This window comes from Clostridium sp. (assembly GCF_036646415.1).
In the GTDB taxonomy this organism is placed as follows: domain Bacteria; phylum Bacillota; class Clostridia; order Clostridiales; family Clostridiaceae; genus Clostridium_J.
The window spans coordinates 42,965-60,086 of the sequence record NZ_JAVXMF010000004.1; the positions used below are offsets into that span (position 1 = coordinate 42,965).

The window sequence follows — 17,122 nt, forward strand, 5'->3', positions numbered from 1 at the left end:
GTATTTGTATTTATTGCTAACTTTATCATATCATATCTGTACTTTTTATGATATGAAGAGTTCATATTTAGGTATGAAAAATCATAAGTATATAGCCTATAATAAAAAATAACATAAAGGTTTACCAAGTAAGTAATCCCTTATGCTATGCATATCTAAGAATATTATCATATAATATTTACTTATAAATTTTAAAAATGATTAATTTACTTTTAAATCCATAACTTATTAGACTCTAATATATAAATTCTTCAAATGTTACATATTATTTTTCATTTCTTCAAAATCAATTACTTTTCCACCACAACACTTCTTATACTTTTTGCCACTACCACAAGGACATGGATCATTTCTTCCAACTTTATCTTTACTTTCAACTTGTTGTTCCTTAGTTTGTAGTTCTCTTAGTGTGTACCCCTTTAACATCCACTGTGGAGTATTATTTAAAAAGCTTTCTACTTCATTAATAATGATATTTTTATAAACTTCACTATCAACTTCTACACCACTTAGAAATTCTTCTACAATCTCATTTAAAGTCACACCATGATTTAGATCATCTACTATTGTTTTAATTATTTCATCACATTGCTCTTTATCAGCCTCAAAACTACTTGCTAAAAATTTGTAGAATTTATTATATGCCTTATTTTTAGGGATCTGATATTCTTTAGCAGCATCTAATAAATCAGTCTTAGTAAAGGTCTTATATTCTATGTCTTTTCTTAATATATGTTCCTTCAATATTTTATCTTTGTCTAAAACTTCATAATTACTAATCACACTATCTTCATAATTTATGAATCTACCTTGAGCTGAAACCTCTTTTAATATACCTTCTACATCTATATTCGCTATATCATAATCTAAATATTCTTTAAGGAGTTCCTTAAACTCTTCTATGGTAATAACTCCATAATATTTAGACATTCCATTACAAAGATTTATTATTTCCTCATTTTTCTTAAGCTGCCTTCTTATGTCTAACATATTAACACTTCTTATTAAATCCTGAGTTTCCTTTGGCATGATAACTACATATTTCTCTTCTATTTCCCCTGTAAATACCATAGCTCTATGTGCAAAATAATAACAATATTCTTCATCTATAAAATCATCAGACTCTTTAAATCCTTCACTACTTATCATATCAAGTAAATAACTTAATCTTTGTGTATCCATGTTATTTAAACATAATAATACTCTTTCCTCATAATCATGAATTATTTTATCTTTAATTTTATCCTTACTTAAAGATTTTATCTTGCTTATTCCTAGGTTTTCTCCAATGGTTAAAAGTTCTTTTTTCCCAAGCTTTTGTAGATGATAATCCAAATCGAATATTTTTTCTGTACTTGACCACATCTTTTCATAATATTTCTCAAGCTCTGGAATAGCACTTTCCATCATATCTTCAAAAGATGTTTCTTCCTCTTCTACTTCATTTATAATAGAGGAATCCTTAACTCTATTTATTTCTGCAACCTGTACTTTATCTGTCCATAAATTATTATTTGGAACATATGCAAGTTCATCATCTTGACTTCCATAATAAGCACACATACCTGCTCTTGGAGAATTTGTAAACTCCATCTTTTCTATCATCTCATCATTAGAATTAAAGTTTCTTTTTCTGCATGAAGCACATAGAAGAGCATCTTCTCTATGGTTAAAATATGTAGCGATTTCTCCACATCTGCTACACTGAAAAATTGGTTCATTATTTCTTGCCATGATTTCTATAGGTTTTATATCCTCGCCACAAGTAAATTTATCTAAAACCTTTATATTCAGCTCTGTAGTAGACCCAAAGTCATATTCATATTTAAATTTACTTCCAACTTCTACAATTGAATTTAAGGTTACATTCATGTTTTTATTCTCATTATTATCTAATGTATTAGTTCTTCTAACTTCAAATACTTCACCATTAATAGTAAAACAACTCAGATGTCCACAACACTCTAGCCATATATCTCTTAAAAACTGGTCTAGCTCTTTTAGTGTGCAGTCCTCATCAACATTTATATATAGCCAATATTCACTAGGCTCATATTTAAAGTTTACCTCTATTAAAAACTTTTCCTTTGTAGACCTTGATTCTTCTGTATTTCCACTAATATATTCTCTTATTTCACTACAACTCTTGATATGCCTTGTAACTCCTGATTTTCCTAACTCCTTATTACAGTAGTAGCATTTACCCTTCATCCATTATCACCTCGAAACATAATTTTTATCACATCTTGTTACTTTATCATAACTTGTAAAAAAAATCACTAAATTTATGCATGATTTCGCCTTATATTATCCCTCTCTTTTCCTTATGAAGTAAATATATTGTTTCATTATATAAATTTTTTTACTCAATTAAAAAGATGTAGAACTTCATCACCTATGAAATTCTACATCTAATATTTTTATGAATTACTTTAATTTAATATATAACCTTACATATTAATACATTTAAAACTAATATTTTAAACTTATATCTAATTCTTCACATCTGCTCTAGTAAACACTAAGAAAGATACCCCAATTAATATAGCTGAAATAATAAGTAGCTGAACAGCTCCCATAGTTGGATTTAACGCTACGTTATATTGGGTTTTTATCATATCAATCATATAACTTTCACCAACAAAACTACTCAAATTAACATATGGTATTATAGTTTTTGATACCCAATTCATTTTTAATGTTAACATAATCATTAGTGCTGGAGAACTTCCAAGATATCCAACAGTTGTTAATCCAACTGCAAGTGCTGTGTTCTTTATAACCGTTGAAATAGTAAATACTACTGCAATTATAAATATTAAGCTGATGCTTGAGAATAATAATCCTGGAATTATGGACATGATATAGTTTTGTTCAACTATAGTACCATTTACAAATGCTATAACAGGTGTCCCGAATCCACCAAATCCATGTACAACTCCACTGCTTATAATATTTAATATAACAGTGCAAATTAAAACCCCATATCCTATTATAAATACTGATACAAGCTTAGACAGTAGAATCTTATATCTTGATACTGGTCTTATCATAAGTAATCTTACAGTTCCTGTAGAGTACTCTGAAGAAACTATTCCTCCGCCTATGATTATACATAATATAATTGTAATACTTACATAAATAAGATAAGTTTTATCTATAGAACTTCTTGCATCATCACTGAATTCAACTTGTGGAATATCATTTTCAAGACTATACCAATGAAGAGCTATTTTTTCTTCTATAGCTTTCTTATTTTCTTCAAAGTTTGCTTTATAATCATCATAGGTTAACCCATTAGCTATTTGATCAATATATTGTTGCTTAAACATTTCTTCATTTAAAAATGTCTCACCTTCACTATCAATGTTGTATGCTATATCTCTTATAGTTTTATTTTTCCAATCTTTTTCATCATAAGATATTTTATTATCATACCTATACTTGGTTGCCTCTAGTCTATCTTCAATCATTGCTAACTGAATCTTTGACTTTTCCAGTGAAACCTTTAATTCTTGATTATCCTTATCCTTACTAATATCTTCTTCTAGAGTCTTTATATATTCTTTCATTTGTTTTATCTCTACATTGAAAGATTTCATACTATTCTCAAGGTATACTAGATAATCATTTTTTTCAACAGTAACATATAAATCACTGCTTTCCTTTAACTTTTTATCCATTTCCTTCTTAACATCTTCTTTTGTCATGTCATAATACTCATTAAATGTATTTACATCAAAATCATTTATATTGTTAAATAATTCTTCCTTTGATAGTCCATCTATAATACCAGAAAGTACAATAGCCTCTTTAGCCTTCATGGACCCTTCATTTACAACTTCATTTCTCCAGTCCTCATAAGATATATTACTATCTATTGATACCTGTAGCCTTTTAATCGATTCCTCATAAATTTTCTTTTGAATCTCACTGTTTTTCTTACTGTTATCAATGTTTGCCATTTCTGTAGTCTGCCATTGAATTTGATTTTTATAATCTTGTATATGCCATTTCTCATTTCCGCCATTATTTAAAAGTTCTATAGCTACCGGAAATGCTATGCTTGCTAAAAGTATTAAAATTATAATAACTTTAACGCTTGTCTTTTTATATTGTTTGATTAATTCATTTTTTATTAGTCCGCAAACCTTGCTCATTACTTATCTCCTTCTTATTAGATATTTTTTCGCACTTACTTTCTTAAGGCATCTTCAAAAATAAATAAGTCAATCTCCTAGACTATTTTGAGTGATACGTCGTCAGCAGAACCCTTAGATAGTTCTACTATCTGCGGAACCTGCTTCCTTGTCTAACTCAAAATATCCTTCGCATCTTTGACTTATTATTTATTTTCAGATGCCTAACTTATTTGGCTCTTAGATCCCTTTGTTATCTTCATGAATTCATCTTCAAGAGTATTAGCTAAAGGCGCAATAGTATAAACAAGTATATCTGCCTTCACTAATATCTGATTAATTTTAGCAATATCTTCATGAGAACATGAAACTACAAACTTATTACCCTTGATCTCTAATACAGCATTTTTATTTATTTCTGCTATAGCATACTCCATAGTACTCTGTGCTTTTGTCACATTATCCACTTCTATCTCATAACTATTTATACTTGAAGTCTCTTGATTTTTAATATCTTTTAAAGTCTTCATATCAATAATTTTTCCATTATCTATGATTCCTACACGATCACACATAAGCTCCATCTCACTTAATAAGTGACTTGAAACTAAGACTGCAAGTCCATCTTTTTCAGCTAAAAATCTTAATGTGTCACGAAGTTCTTTAATTCCCATAGGATCTAATCCATTTGTTGGTTCATCTAGAATTAAAAGCTTTGGATTGTGTAGTAACGCCTGAGCAACGCCAAGTCTTTGACGCATTCCAAGAGAATATTTCTTAACCTTATCGTTAATACGATTTTCTAATTTTACCATATTTATAACTTCATCAATTCTCTCTTTAGAAATATTCCCATGCATTCTTCCGTAAATTTCAAGATTTGTACGCCCTGTAAGGTATCCATACATTTCAGGATTTTCTATAATTCCACCGACCCCCGAAAGTGCTTTCTCAAAATTCTTCTTAACATTATTTCCACTTATGAAAATCTCACCTTCATCAATATTTAAAAGTCCTGTAATCATCTTTATAGTTGTAGTTTTTCCAGCTCCATTTGGTCCTAAGAATCCAAATATCTCACCTGAATTTATCTGAAAACTAACATTATCAACTACCTTACGTTTTCCCATGATTTTACTAACATTTTTAAGTTCTAAAACTGTAGACATTTTCTCACCTCATATTATTTGATAAAACTAGCATACAATATCATTAATAGTTTGAAAACAATTTACACTTATTTGTAAGAAAGATGTAATAAACCACTTGAAAATTTCATTAACTGTAATAAATTCTTCATAAAATATTAAAAACATAATTTATAAATTTCTTTGAATAGCTTGTACTATTGTACTATAATAGAATAAATAGATATGCTTAGATGAATTATTAACCATAATATTAAAAATCACTAAACTAATTAAAGTTCTAGTTATAATCATATTTTAAGAGGTGATTGGATGAATTTTTTTAATGAAACCTACGGACTTGACTTTTTCTCTATTTTCCTAATCTTTGTGGCATCTCTTCTAAACCTATTTTCTAATACTAGACTGATATCCTCAGTAGTGTTACTTTTTGCACTATACAGAGTATTCTCTAGAAATGTAGAAAAACGCGAGCAGGAACATAGAAAGTTTTGCATGTATGCTAACAGATTTTTAAGTAAGTTTAATAAAGCCATACCTAGCAATCTACCAGTATTTCACTTCAGTGACTGTGCACCACTATTTAGTAATTTAAAAAGATGGTTTAATGAAAAAAGAAACTATAAAATAATTAAATGTTCAAAGTGTGGTCAAAAACTTAGACTTCCTAGGGGTAAGGGAAATATAACTGTAACTTGTAAAAAATGTGGATATGAATTTAAAATGAAAAGTTAAAATAGCATAAAAAGCAAGGTAATTTCAATTAGTTGTTCTTACCTTGCTTTCTTGTTATATTAAAACATATTTTAAAATTCAGTTTCTATTTTAACTATAATTAATTCATTACCCCAAATAACTTTCACATATTTTAACTAAATAACCGTATATTCATTATAAATTATCCTATTATAGTCTTAATTTAACTATTAATAAATGAATTTTTTTAAATATATTAAATCGTTATATTGATTTTTTTGAAATTTCTCTATAATATATAAATAATACATTAAATTTTATCTTTCAATGTCAGTTAGTGTCTTAATGAGTCAAAATAAACTGTACTTGAATTACAATTTACTAAAAACTAATTAAGTAAGGAGATGAATTATGAATAATTTCATGGAATTTTTAGCAGGTATTGTGAATATACTAAATGCTTTTTTGTGGTCTAAAGTACTTATTTTCTTATTGATATCAGTTGGTATTTACTTTTCTTTTAAAACAAAATTTGTTCAATTTAGATATTTTAAAGAAATGTTTAAACTTCTAAAGCCTAGTAGTACAGATAAACCAGATGGTGTTTCATCATTTCAAGCTTTCTGTATAAGTACAGCTTCCAGAGTTGGTACTGGTAATATTGCAGGGGTTGCTATGGCCGTTGCCGCAGGTGGACCTGGTTCAGTATTTTGGATGTGGCTTATTGCCCTTATTGGGGGTGCTTCTAGCTTTGTAGAAAGTACATTAGCACAAATTTATAAGACTAAGGATAAAGATGGCAACTTCCTCGGTGGTCCTGCTTATTACATAGAAAAAGGTTTAGGTAAACGTTGGCTTGGTATTTTCTTTGCCATTTTAACAACTCTATGCTTTGGACTTGTATTTAATGCAGCTCAAGCCAACACTACTACCCTAGCATTTACTAATGCTTTTAGTATTAATCCTTCATTAATGGGGGTTATTCTATCTGTTTTAACTGCTGCCGTAATATTTGGAGGAGTTAAAAGAATTGCAAAGGTTTCTGAAGTGATAGTTCCTATCTTTGCAACAATTTATATTTTAGTTGCTATCTTCGTAATAGTAATTAACTTTAGAGCTTTACCAAATATTTTCAAGTTAATATTTGAAGGTGCTTTCGGTATTAGACAAGCAGCCTCTGGTGCTCTTGGTTTTACCATAATGCAAGGAATCAAAAGAGGATTATTTTCAAATGAAGCTGGTATGGGTAGTGCCCCTAATGCTGCTGCAACTGCAACGGTATCTCACCCTGTAAAACAAGGACTTACACAAACCTTAGGTGTTTTCACCGACACTATCGTAATTTGTACTTGTACTGCTTTTATAGTTTTAATATCTGGTGATTATGCAAACACTACCTTAACTGGAATTGAACTTACACAAAGTGCATTAACTTCTCAAATTGGAGTTTTCGGCACTTACTTCTTAGCCATTTGCACATTCTTATTTGCCTTTAGTTCTATTGTAGGAAACTATTATTATGGGCAAGCTAATATAGAATTTATAACCGATAATAAAATTATACTTACTGTATTTAGAGTATTTGTTGTACTTACTGTTTTTGCTGGTTCTTTAACTTCTATAGATATAGTTTGGAACCTAGCTGATTTATTTATGGCCCTAATGGCAATGGTAAATTTAGTTGCCATAGTATTACTTGGGAAATATGCCTTCGCTGCTCTTGATGATTATTCACTTCAAAAGAAAGCAGGTAAAGATCCTATATTTAAATCTTCTTCAATTCCTGGACTTGAAAATACAGAGTCTTGGAATGATGATGCAAATGAAATAGAAAAATGTTCTTAAGAATTTAATAAAACTAAAAGCTAGTACATTATTTCCTACTAGCCTTTGATTATTTCTACTGCACTTTAATAATAATATTAATTCTTGATACACTTTTAGAACTTATTATAACAAAAATAAAAAGAGGTATAAGTAATATTAAAATTACATTCTACCTCTTCTATATGTGGGATGATTAGTAAGCTATATTTACTGTCGCATAATCAGTTTTTGTAACTCCTGTTGTTGTAATACCTCTAATTGTTATTGTATGTTGTCCTGGCGCAAGATCTTTTACTACGATTGTTTTTACAGTCTCATTTCCTGAAGTTTGTATATCTAAGAAATATACTTTTGCTTTTGGATCCACTGAATCTGTAGTTCCTAAATTTACACCATCTACAGCTACATATGAATTTCCAAAAGAACCTACCCATTTAAATTTAATAGCTACATCTTTTGTTGTTAAATTTATAGTTGGATGATAAGTGTTAGATTGATAATTTCCAGCATCCCACAATTGATAACTAGGATCTGCACTTAAATTAACAGCTTCCCCAACATTAATTACATTAAGGCTTGGAGTTGTAGCTGCATAAGCACTAGTTATAGGTGCTAATGACATTGTAATTGCTAAAGCTAACATCATTAATATAACTTTAACATTTTTTCCTTTTAAAAACTTTTTCATAATATAACCTCCTATTTTGTAATTTTATATAAGTATATTATAAATTTATACTTTAGTTAACACTTTTAGTGTAAATTTTTGTTACTAATATCTATTAAGTTTTTTATTTAATGTACGATACATCATCTAGGAGGGGATAAATATGTATAATAAAATACAAGGTAATTTACCTAATAACTATTATAATAATGTAAATGACATTAATTCATTGAAAAAAACTACATCAAAAGCTAATATAGATAATGATTTAAATATTACTACTGAATCCGATACAATAAAAATATCAGAAAATAATAAAGCTGCAATTAACGGTAAAAAAGCACAAGATGCTTATGCTGATACTTTAGCTACATTTGCTGATAAAAGATATCCTTGTGGCAGTGGCACTCAAGACATCACAGGAGTTTTAGCAGACATTGCAGCATTTGCTCAAAGTGATGATATCATCTTTAGTCCTGGTGCTTCATTATTAGACTATATAGATAATTTAGCAGAGTTTGGAGAAAAGTTTTCTCTAAGCAAACCTAACTTAGTGCCATCTGATTTCTTCAAGTTTTGTGAAGAATATAAAAATAATTTAATGAAATATGATTATAAATAAAAAATAGGCTAGTAAAAATAGTAGTTCAACTATTTATTACTAGCTTTTTTATTAGGGGTTAATATTGGGTTATAGGTAGTTTAAGATATTTATCCTTGAACTTTGTTCTTATTCTCATATGCAATTAGGATAACATTCTTATTGTCACCCTTTGCCATTGTTTGTTCAAGATCAGTAATCCTATTTTTTTCTTCCTCTGTCATGTTAGCAAATTTATAATCTTCAAATTTTTGCATATCATCAACTCCTTTGAGATTAGTATTTCATTTTCAGAATAAATATATTCAATTTAAAAAATATTTTACCTTATTACATTCTACTTTAAACCTAATATTATCACCTTGAAATTCATAGCTAATATTTCCTTCATTTTTCTCCATTAATTCCTTGCATATAAATAATCCTAAACCTGAACTTACCTTTGTATTATCTCCGTAATTATATTTTACAAAAGGCTCAAACAAACTCGTCTTAAGTTCCTTAGGTATGGACTTCACCTTATTTTTAATAGCTATGGTTCCTTTATCACTACAAACATTAATATATATTTTTCCATCCTCACTATATTTAACTCCATTATCCAAAAGATTTACCATAACCATTCTCAATTCTTCTTTTACTCCATATACAATCAAATCATCACATTGAAGTGATATATTATTATCACTTTTTTCAAAGATAAGATTGTATTCAGCTGTAAGTTCCCTTAGCATATTTGTTATATTAAACTCTTCTGCACTCTTAGTTATTTCTTCTTTTCCTTTAGCCACAACTAGCATATTTTCTACCATGGATTTTAGTCTATTTCCCTCAGTAGTTATTCTTTCATATGCACGGGTTACCTCATTTTCGCCTAAGCTACCCTTTTTCAAAAGCTCACTATAGCCTAAAATTGCAGTGAGGGGAGTCTTCATTTCATGAGTTGCATAATTCATAAACTCCCGTGAAGTCTTTTCAAGTTCTTGTATTTTCTCTTTTTCTAAATAAAGTTGATTCATTTGCTCTTCTATCTTATCTTGCATGCCATTAAAGTGATGAACTAAGGTTGAAACCTCATCATTTCCCTTGACCTTGAGCCTTTCTTTAAAATCCCCATCTCCTATATGTACCATTGCCATAGATAGTCTATTCAATGGTTTTATTGCACTTTTCAATAAAATATATGCAATAAAAATCATTATCAAAAACAATATAAACTGAACAACTATAATCTTTGCCATTAGGATAAAATTTTCTTTATACTTATCTAAATAATCCTTCTGAAATACTAATGTTCCTGCATAATTCTCTTCAATATAAACTGGGTAAGCAAATGTAGCATAAAAATAATCCGCTTTATTCTTTTTAATATTTTTACTTATATACAATAGTGATGATTTTTTGTTACTATCTTTAATAATGTTTTTTCTTTCAGTGTCATCAATTAAAGTTCCTAAAAACTCTATATTTCTATCCTCATCATAATCAAAAGATATATACATTCCATACTGATTATTAATATTACTTAACACCCTCCAAATCTGATTATTCTCACTACTAAAATCTCCAGATCCAAAGTCATATTGCTTTTTTAAATCTGATACTGATATAGACCTAGCTTTATCCATATCTTGTTTTATATAATCTTTTAGATTTTCATCAAACACTTTCCACATTATTAGGTTTACACATATAAGTGTAATCAATGTTGTAACTATAAAGCCTAAAGTGATTTTCCCTCTTATAGTTTTTATCACAACCTCACCTCATTACATAGCCTGTACCAAATACAGTCTTAATAATTGATTCTCCAGGCATGTCTATTTTAGCTCTAAGCCTTCTAATATGAACATCTACGGTTCTGCCATCTCCATAATAATCGTATCCCCATATTTCATTTAATAACTCATCTCTAGTAAACACCTTATTTCTATTATTAAGAAAGTGAAAAAACAAGCCTGCTTCCTTCCTCTTAAGGTTTATTTCTATATCATTTTTAAACACTCTTTTCCCTTGTAAATCCACTGTTATATTTCCTGGGAGTATTAAATTTCCATCTAATTCTTTGTTAGTTTCTTTACTCACTCTTCTAAAAATAGCCTTTATTCTTACCATGACTTCTCTTAATTCAAAGGGCTTTGTGATATAATCATCTGCCCCTAGTTCTAGACCTAAAATCTTATCAAACATATTATCCCTAGCCGTAAGCATTACAACTAAATACTCATTGCTTATAGTCTTACAAACCTCAAACCCATCCATATCAGGCAGCATTAAATCTAAAATTACTAAATCCGGATTAAATGATTTAACTTGTTCTAAGGCACTCTTTCCATCATAAACACTTTTAACTTCATAACCTTCGCTGATTAACCCAAGGGTTAAAACATCATTTATTGAATATTCATCTTCTACAACTAATATCTTTTTACCCATGTATACACATACCCCTCTTAAATAAATAAAATCAATATTTATTATATCTAATTTTCAATAATATATCTCTTACATATAGATTCGTCACTTACCCCAAACTCACCATAAATACGTTTAGATAAGAATATTTCATTCCCCGCTTCATTTACTATAGCTGTTCCTGTTGGCATCCCGCCATCTTCTATTTGAGTTTCACCTCGTATATCCTCTTTGAAAATAACCTTTAACTCCTCGCTGTCTAGCTTCATTATATATCTATTTTCATTTTCTGCTTTATCAGATTTCTGTTCAAATTCCTCTGCCAAAAATAAGTTACCGCTTACATATTGAACTAACATATTCTTTTCCTTTGCTCCTTCGAATATAACTTTGTATTCATTTGTTTTGAAGTTGTATTTTGATATCTTATTAGTCTTATAAATTGGATAATTGTCTTCATATTCATTTATATCAATATCACACTGCATTATAATTTCACTATCACTTATGACACGTAGATACACTTCCTTCTCCCCTACAATTTCTTCTAAATCCATGTATTTTTCTAATATAATCTTCCCATCTTTTAAAGTTACCTTATTAATCAAACCATTATTTATATCCCAAACCATTAAAGAATCCGTTTCTTTTATATAGAAGATTGAAAATCTATCTTCTTTTCCTATGTCCATTTTGTAAGCTTCTTTATTTTTCTCATCATATATTCCTAAATATTTCGGCCCATAGCCTGTAGAATTAGCACTACTAAAATAATAATATTCATCACTACCCGAAACTTCCTTAATTGCATCCATTTTTATATGTGTGATTTTATTTATTTCATTTTCCATGTCACAAGCTTCTCTAGGCACATCTTCATTTCTATAATCTATAGTGTATATACCCTTTAGTCTTCCTTCTTCCCATTTATAATTAGTGGTTTTAACTCCATTAATCCAGGTAAATATTTCTTTATTAGTTTTCTCTAAAATATTTTCATTGTTTAATGAATATAAATTTTCTTCCATTCCCCCATCTATAGGCGAACTCCCTTCTATGTGCTCTTTCACAAAGTAAGTACCACCTTTTGAAACCGCTCCATATAGCTTTCCATCAAGATAAAATCCTGGATAAAAACACTCTAATGAATCAAGTTTTAAATCAACGTCCTCCACTGTAACCTTAGCTATATTTTCCACTTTCTGTGTAACATCTTCTTCCACAACTATTTTATCTACTGTAGCTTTTCCATCTTCTTTATTTATATCAGTTTGTACAACAACTGCTTTATCTCCCATTTTCTCACATCCCATTAAGGAAACTGAAATTCCCATGATTAGTAGAACTATAAATATTCTTTTCTTACTCATATCTATCACCTCTAATTACATAGTATCATATGGTTTTTACAAACTATGGTTAACTTGTTGTCAAATTGTTAAATATCTCGTGCTTCCAAATATAAACACCTATATAATCCATTAGAACATTTCTATGTATATATTAATATTATATATATATAGCATTAGTAAGGATATTCAATTATATGTCTTCACAAATTTTAACCCCTATATATTTAAATTCTTTACTTTTACAGGACCTAACCTCTATTTTAATAGGGGGATATTTTAGCAATAGATTTTCAAGAAATTCACATGATAATCTAATCATAGGTAGAATGCAAAATCTCAATAGAAATACAAACACTGAAAATATTAGAGCTACATCTATACCTATTAATCCACTGCCGCTTCTTAGGAATTCTAATATATTAAAGTGTAAAAATAATTCCTTTGTTCATACTAATCATGATGATAGTACTAATATCAACTATGAAGAATCAATCTTAGAGTTAAATGAACTTCTTACCTCTTTAGAGAGTAGAAATTCAGAGTTTCGTGACTCTACTGTAACCCGTCAATATTCACTCTTCGCATTTAATGAGATTATTATAGAAATTCTTGAAAAACTCGGTATAATAAAAACCTTAAATGTTAATAACCCTAAAATAAATGATATTCACCCTGGAGATTATATAAAGTTCATTGGAACGTTAAATATTAATACCGTTTCTAACTATGTATCTACTATTATAAACTTACTTAATAGCTACGATACTTCATTTCTTGATACTACCTTTAATAATAAAGAAATAGGTCCTTTAAGTTATGCCATGATTTTAAGGTTATTAACTATCATTCAAAATAATCTAGCTAGGGGTAATACCTCTGATGCTATAGTTAAAATGGATGAAATAAGCGCTGTTACTTCTTTAATTACGACTTCTTTTAATCAAAGTTATGTATTTGACTCTAATAATGCACCTTGTATAGTCTTTGGTAAGGTAACTAATGTGGTTCTAAACCCTGACGACAATATAAGCTTACTAAGGAAAACTGGACTAGATGAATACTATGTAACCTTACTTAACTCATTTATACCATATTTACAAGTTTTAAATGACAATGGCTTTATATTTCCGATGAACTTAATAACAGAGGTCCATTCACCAGCCCTCCAAATAACTCCAATAAGTATTTGTATTTAATAAAGGTGGTAATTTATTAGTAATATACCACCTTCTTCATTTGCAGTAACTTGCACCATAACTGTTTAAACTCTATATACATAAATCCTTTATTAAATTCACACTTCTCATGATATAATACTAGTAGGGGGTGTTTAAATGAACACAAAAAATGTTTTAAAAATAGCGCTATGCATATTAATAGGATTCGTTCTATTCTTTATAGTAAATTATTTTGCTCATATACCATTAAATTTAAAATTCCCATCACTTATTATAGTTTTAGTAATTTCTATAGCTATACCTTTGATTATTTTAGCTATAAAAAAAGCAATATGCAAGGAAGATACATCTTACATATCTATTGTTGGTAAAATTTTATGTGGAGCTTTTGCTGTCTATTTAGTTTACGCTGTAGTTACTACCAATGTAATAACTAACGCTAAGGATTATAGAGGGCTGCTAGGGGAAGTGAAAAATGAGAACTTTGATGAGAAAATTTCACCTATAGATCTATCTCAGATTCCAGTCATTGATGAAGAATATTCACTTAAAATAGCTGAAAGTAGATTAGGTGAGCTTTCTGCCTTAGGTAGCCAGGTACAACTTGGGACTCCTACTATACAACAAGTAAATGGAGTACTTCAATATGTAATTCCACTAGAACATTCTGGTTTCTTTCAATGGCTTAGTAATAAAGATGGTACACCAGGATATATTACTGTAAATGCAAATAATCCATCTGATGTTAAATTAGTAACTTCTTTAAATGGTGAAGATTTGAAAATGAAGTATTTAACTTCATCTTTCTTTAGTAATGATATCCATAGATATGCTCATTCACAAAACAAAACCATAGGGCTTACGGATTACTCTTTTGAATTAAATGATTCTGGTAGACCTTATTGGGTTATAAGTAAGTATGAAAAACAGGTAGGTGTATCTGGTCGTGCTGTAGTTGGAATAATGATTATAGATGCTCAAAATGGTGAAGTTACTGAATATGATAATTCTTCAATTCCTAGTTGGGTTGACATGGTACAACCTATGTATATAGTAAATGATAATATCAATTCTTGGGGTAAATATATTAATGGCTTTAGATTTTCTAAGAAAGATAAATTAAAAGCCACCAATGGAACTAACACCATATATAATAATGGTAACTGCTATTACTATACTGGAATAACTTCAGTTGGTTCCGATGAAAGTACAGTAGGTTTCATGCTAGTAGACACTAAAACCGGAGAATCCACCCTATATAAAATGCCTGGTGGAATAACTGAATTGGCTGGTTCCCAAGCTGTTGAAGGAAAAGTTCAACAATTCGGATATACTTCTACCATGCCTACTCTTATAAATGTTCAAAATCAACCTACTTACTTTACTCTGTTAAAAGATAATAATGGAGATATTAAAATGTATGGAATGGTTAATGTACAACAAAGAAATATCATTGCAGTTGGTGAAACCTTGAATGAAACTATGAATAACTATGTGGATTCCTTAACTGAAAATGGTTCTAACTCATTAGAGACAAGTGGTGAAATAAAGGTAGGTAAAGGCACTGTAGAAAGAATTGGTTTATTACCTACAGATAAAGGTAGCTTATTCTATATAATAACTAAAGAAAATAATACTACACTAATTATAGCTCCTTCTTCTATCTCAAAGGAATTACCTATAACTAAAGAAGGAGATAGTATAACCTTCGAATATGTGGATATGGGAACTTCAGATATAACTATAAAAGCCTTTGATAACATAAATTTAGATATTAAATAAAAACAATGGGCTGCCTCAATCTGATAGTATTAAGAACACCGTTGTGTTAAGATTAACTAATCTAAGAAGAGATTTTATAACATAGGGCTATAAATAATTATGTTTATTTAGTTACAAACTGAATATAATTAAAACTTAGACTATGTTTAACAATAATGTTGAAGCATAATAAAAATTTACTAATGAAAGGTATGAAACAATGAACTTTAAGAATTTAGGAATAAGTGAAGATATAATAAAAATACTGAAAAATAATGGAATAACAACCCCTACTCCAATTCAAGAGGAAAGTATTTCTCTTATTAAGAATGGAAAAGATGTTATCGCTGAAGCACAAACTGGTACTGGAAAAACTCTAGCTTTTTTACTACCTATGTTTGAAAATATATCTCCAGATACAGATGCAGTTCAAGGACTTATTATAACTCCTACAAGAGAACTGGCTATACAAATAACTGATGAGGCTAAAAAGCTTAAGGGTGGTAAAGATATAAACATTTTAGCTGCCTATGGTGGTAAGGATATTGGCTCACAACTTAAAAAGCTGAATAAAAATATTCACTTAATTATTGCAACTCCTGGTAGACTTCTTGATCATCTTGAGAGAAAAACTATTGATCTTTCAAAACTTAAAACCTTAGTACTTGATGAGGCAGATCAAATGTTACTTATGGGCTTTAAAAATGAAGTTGAAACCATAATAAAGCATACAAATAAAAATCATCAAACTCTATGTTTCTCTGCAACTATGGATTCTGCTGTTAAAAAGCTTGCCTATAGATATATGAATGACCCTTCTATAGTTACTGTGAAAAAGGAAGAGGTTACTCTTAAAAGCATCAAACAATTTGTAGTAGAAACTACAGATAGAAGAAAGCAAGATGCCCTATGTAAAGTACTTGCAGAAGATAACCCGTTCATTGCTATAATTTTCTGTAGAACTAAACGAAGAGCTGATGAGCTAGAACTGGGACTTTCTAAACGTGGCTATAAATGTGAAAAAATCCATAGTGATGTAGTTCAAGCTAAGCGTGAGAGAATAATGAAGTCATTTAGAAATGCTGATATTCAATATCTTATTGCTACAGATGTTGCTGCTCGTGGAATTGATGTTAGTGGAGTATCTCATATATATAACTATGATATTCCTGAAACTGTAGAAGGTTATATTCATCGTATTGGAAGAACTGGAAGAGCTGGTGAAGAAGGTTATACTTGCGTATTTATAGATCCTAAAAATGAACCAATTTTAGAAGATATCGAAAGAAAAATAGGATTTAAGATTCCTAGAAGAGAAGTGCAGCTATAATACTATTT

General features: G+C 29.3%; 14 protein-coding genes. 6 read left to right on the top strand and 8 right to left on the bottom strand.

Features of this window, described 5'->3' with window-relative positions:
• Positions 1 to 258: 258 nt before the first annotated feature.
• The 3 genes from RSD37_RS04020 to RSD37_RS04030 form a co-directional block, all read right to left on the bottom strand.
• Entirely contained in the window at positions 259 to 2,211 is a 1,953-nt protein-coding gene (locus tag RSD37_RS04020; RefSeq protein WP_346945415.1) for an SEC-C metal-binding domain-containing protein, read from the bottom strand.
• A gap of 281 nt (positions 2,212 to 2,492) precedes the next feature.
• A complete protein-coding gene (locus RSD37_RS04025) occupies positions 2,493 to 4,160 on the bottom strand; it encodes an ABC transporter permease subunit (protein WP_346945416.1) in 1,668 nt (555 codons plus the stop codon).
• A 203-nt stretch (positions 4,161 to 4,363) separates the two neighbouring features.
• Complete coding sequence (locus RSD37_RS04030) at positions 4,364 to 5,308, bottom strand: ABC transporter ATP-binding protein (RefSeq protein WP_346945417.1); 945 nt, start codon at positions 5,306 to 5,308, stop codon at positions 4,364 to 4,366.
• Between the two features lie 291 nt (positions 5,309 to 5,599).
• On the opposite strand from RSD37_RS04030, the gene RSD37_RS04035 reads away from it, so the two are divergent.
• Positions 5,600 to 6,022, top strand: coding sequence for a hypothetical protein (locus RSD37_RS04035; protein WP_346945418.1), 423 nt, complete (start codon positions 5,600 to 5,602; stop codon positions 6,020 to 6,022).
• A gap of 384 nt (positions 6,023 to 6,406) precedes the next feature.
• Positions 6,407 to 7,828: an alanine/glycine:cation symporter family protein gene (locus RSD37_RS04040; RefSeq protein WP_346945586.1), complete on the top strand. Its 1,422-nt coding sequence runs from the start codon at positions 6,407 to 6,409 to the stop codon at positions 7,826 to 7,828.
• Positions 7,829 to 8,003: 175 nt separating this feature from the next.
• Here the strand turns inward: RSD37_RS04040 and RSD37_RS04045 are convergent, their stop codons facing one another.
• A complete protein-coding gene (locus RSD37_RS04045) occupies positions 8,004 to 8,498 on the bottom strand; it encodes a hypothetical protein (protein ID WP_346945419.1) in 495 nt (164 codons plus the stop codon).
• Positions 8,499 to 8,640: 142 nt separating this feature from the next.
• Here RSD37_RS04045 and RSD37_RS04050 point away from each other — a divergent pair, with 142 nt between their 5' ends.
• Entirely contained in the window at positions 8,641 to 9,099 is a 459-nt protein-coding gene (locus RSD37_RS04050) for a hypothetical protein (protein WP_346945420.1), read from the top strand.
• 89 nt (positions 9,100 to 9,188) lie between these two features.
• Here RSD37_RS04050 and RSD37_RS04055 read toward each other — a convergent pair whose 3' ends face one another.
• Genes RSD37_RS04055 through RSD37_RS04070 form a run of 4 tightly spaced genes read right to left on the bottom strand, consistent with a single transcriptional unit; the run spans position 9,189 to position 12,863 of the window.
• Positions 9,189 to 9,335, bottom strand: a complete 147-nt coding sequence (locus RSD37_RS04055; RefSeq protein ID WP_346945421.1) for a hypothetical protein — start codon at positions 9,333 to 9,335, stop codon at positions 9,189 to 9,191.
• A 48-nt stretch (positions 9,336 to 9,383) separates the two neighbouring features.
• Positions 9,384 to 10,835 carry a HAMP domain-containing sensor histidine kinase gene (locus tag RSD37_RS04060; protein WP_346945422.1) on the bottom strand — a complete coding sequence of 484 codons (1,452 nt, stop codon included), beginning with the start codon at positions 10,833 to 10,835 and terminating at the stop codon, positions 9,384 to 9,386.
• A gap of 4 nt (positions 10,836 to 10,839) precedes the next feature.
• Complete coding sequence (locus tag RSD37_RS04065; RefSeq protein WP_346945423.1) at positions 10,840 to 11,514, bottom strand: response regulator transcription factor; 675 nt, start codon at positions 11,512 to 11,514, stop codon at positions 10,840 to 10,842.
• A 47-nt stretch (positions 11,515 to 11,561) separates the two neighbouring features.
• Entirely contained in the window at positions 11,562 to 12,863 is a 1,302-nt protein-coding gene (locus RSD37_RS04070; protein WP_346945424.1) for a hypothetical protein, read from the bottom strand.
• 176 nt (positions 12,864 to 13,039) lie between these two features.
• Between RSD37_RS04070 and RSD37_RS04075 the strand changes: the two genes are divergently transcribed.
• From RSD37_RS04075 to RSD37_RS04085, 3 genes are all read left to right on the top strand, one after another.
• Complete coding sequence (locus RSD37_RS04075) at positions 13,040 to 14,041, top strand: hypothetical protein (RefSeq protein WP_346945425.1); 1,002 nt, start codon at positions 13,040 to 13,042, stop codon at positions 14,039 to 14,041.
• 138 nt (positions 14,042 to 14,179) lie between these two features.
• Complete coding sequence (locus RSD37_RS04080) at positions 14,180 to 15,805, top strand: cell shape-determining protein (protein WP_346945426.1); 1,626 nt, start codon at positions 14,180 to 14,182, stop codon at positions 15,803 to 15,805.
• A 199-nt stretch (positions 15,806 to 16,004) separates the two neighbouring features.
• Positions 16,005 to 17,114 (top strand): DEAD/DEAH box helicase, encoded by a 1,110-nt coding sequence (locus tag RSD37_RS04085; protein WP_346945427.1) that lies wholly within the window; start codon positions 16,005 to 16,007, stop codon positions 17,112 to 17,114.
• The last annotated feature ends 8 nt before the right edge of the window (positions 17,115 to 17,122 follow it).

Coding starts and splice junctions, on each gene's coding strand:
- RSD37_RS04035 (WP_346945418.1), top strand. CDS start 5,600: ATGAATTTTTTTAATGAAACCTACGGACTTGACTTTTTCTCTATTTTC.
- RSD37_RS04075 (WP_346945425.1), top strand. CDS start 13,040: ATGTCTTCACAAATTTTAACCCCTATATATTTAAATTCTTTACTTTTA.
- RSD37_RS04055 (WP_346945421.1), bottom strand. CDS start 9,335: ATGCAAAAATTTGAAGATTATAAATTTGCTAACATGACAGAGGAAGAA.
- RSD37_RS04065 (WP_346945423.1), bottom strand. CDS start 11,514: ATGGGTAAAAAGATATTAGTTGTAGAAGATGAATATTCAATAAATGAT.
- RSD37_RS04025 (WP_346945416.1), bottom strand. CDS start 4,160: ATGAGCAAGGTTTGCGGACTAATAAAAAATGAATTAATCAAACAATAT.
- RSD37_RS04045 (WP_346945419.1), bottom strand. CDS start 8,498: ATGAAAAAGTTTTTAAAAGGAAAAAATGTTAAAGTTATATTAATGATG.
- RSD37_RS04085 (WP_346945427.1), top strand. CDS start 16,005: ATGAACTTTAAGAATTTAGGAATAAGTGAAGATATAATAAAAATACTG.
- RSD37_RS04080 (WP_346945426.1), top strand. CDS start 14,180: ATGAACACAAAAAATGTTTTAAAAATAGCGCTATGCATATTAATAGGA.
- RSD37_RS04050 (WP_346945420.1), top strand. CDS start 8,641: ATGTATAATAAAATACAAGGTAATTTACCTAATAACTATTATAATAAT.
- RSD37_RS04070 (WP_346945424.1), bottom strand. CDS start 12,863: ATGAGTAAGAAAAGAATATTTATAGTTCTACTAATCATGGGAATTTCA.
- RSD37_RS04040 (WP_346945586.1), top strand. CDS start 6,407: ATGGAATTTTTAGCAGGTATTGTGAATATACTAAATGCTTTTTTGTGG.
- RSD37_RS04030 (WP_346945417.1), bottom strand. CDS start 5,308: ATGTCTACAGTTTTAGAACTTAAAAATGTTAGTAAAATCATGGGAAAA.
- RSD37_RS04020 (WP_346945415.1), bottom strand. CDS start 2,211: ATGAAGGGTAAATGCTACTACTGTAATAAGGAGTTAGGAAAATCAGGA.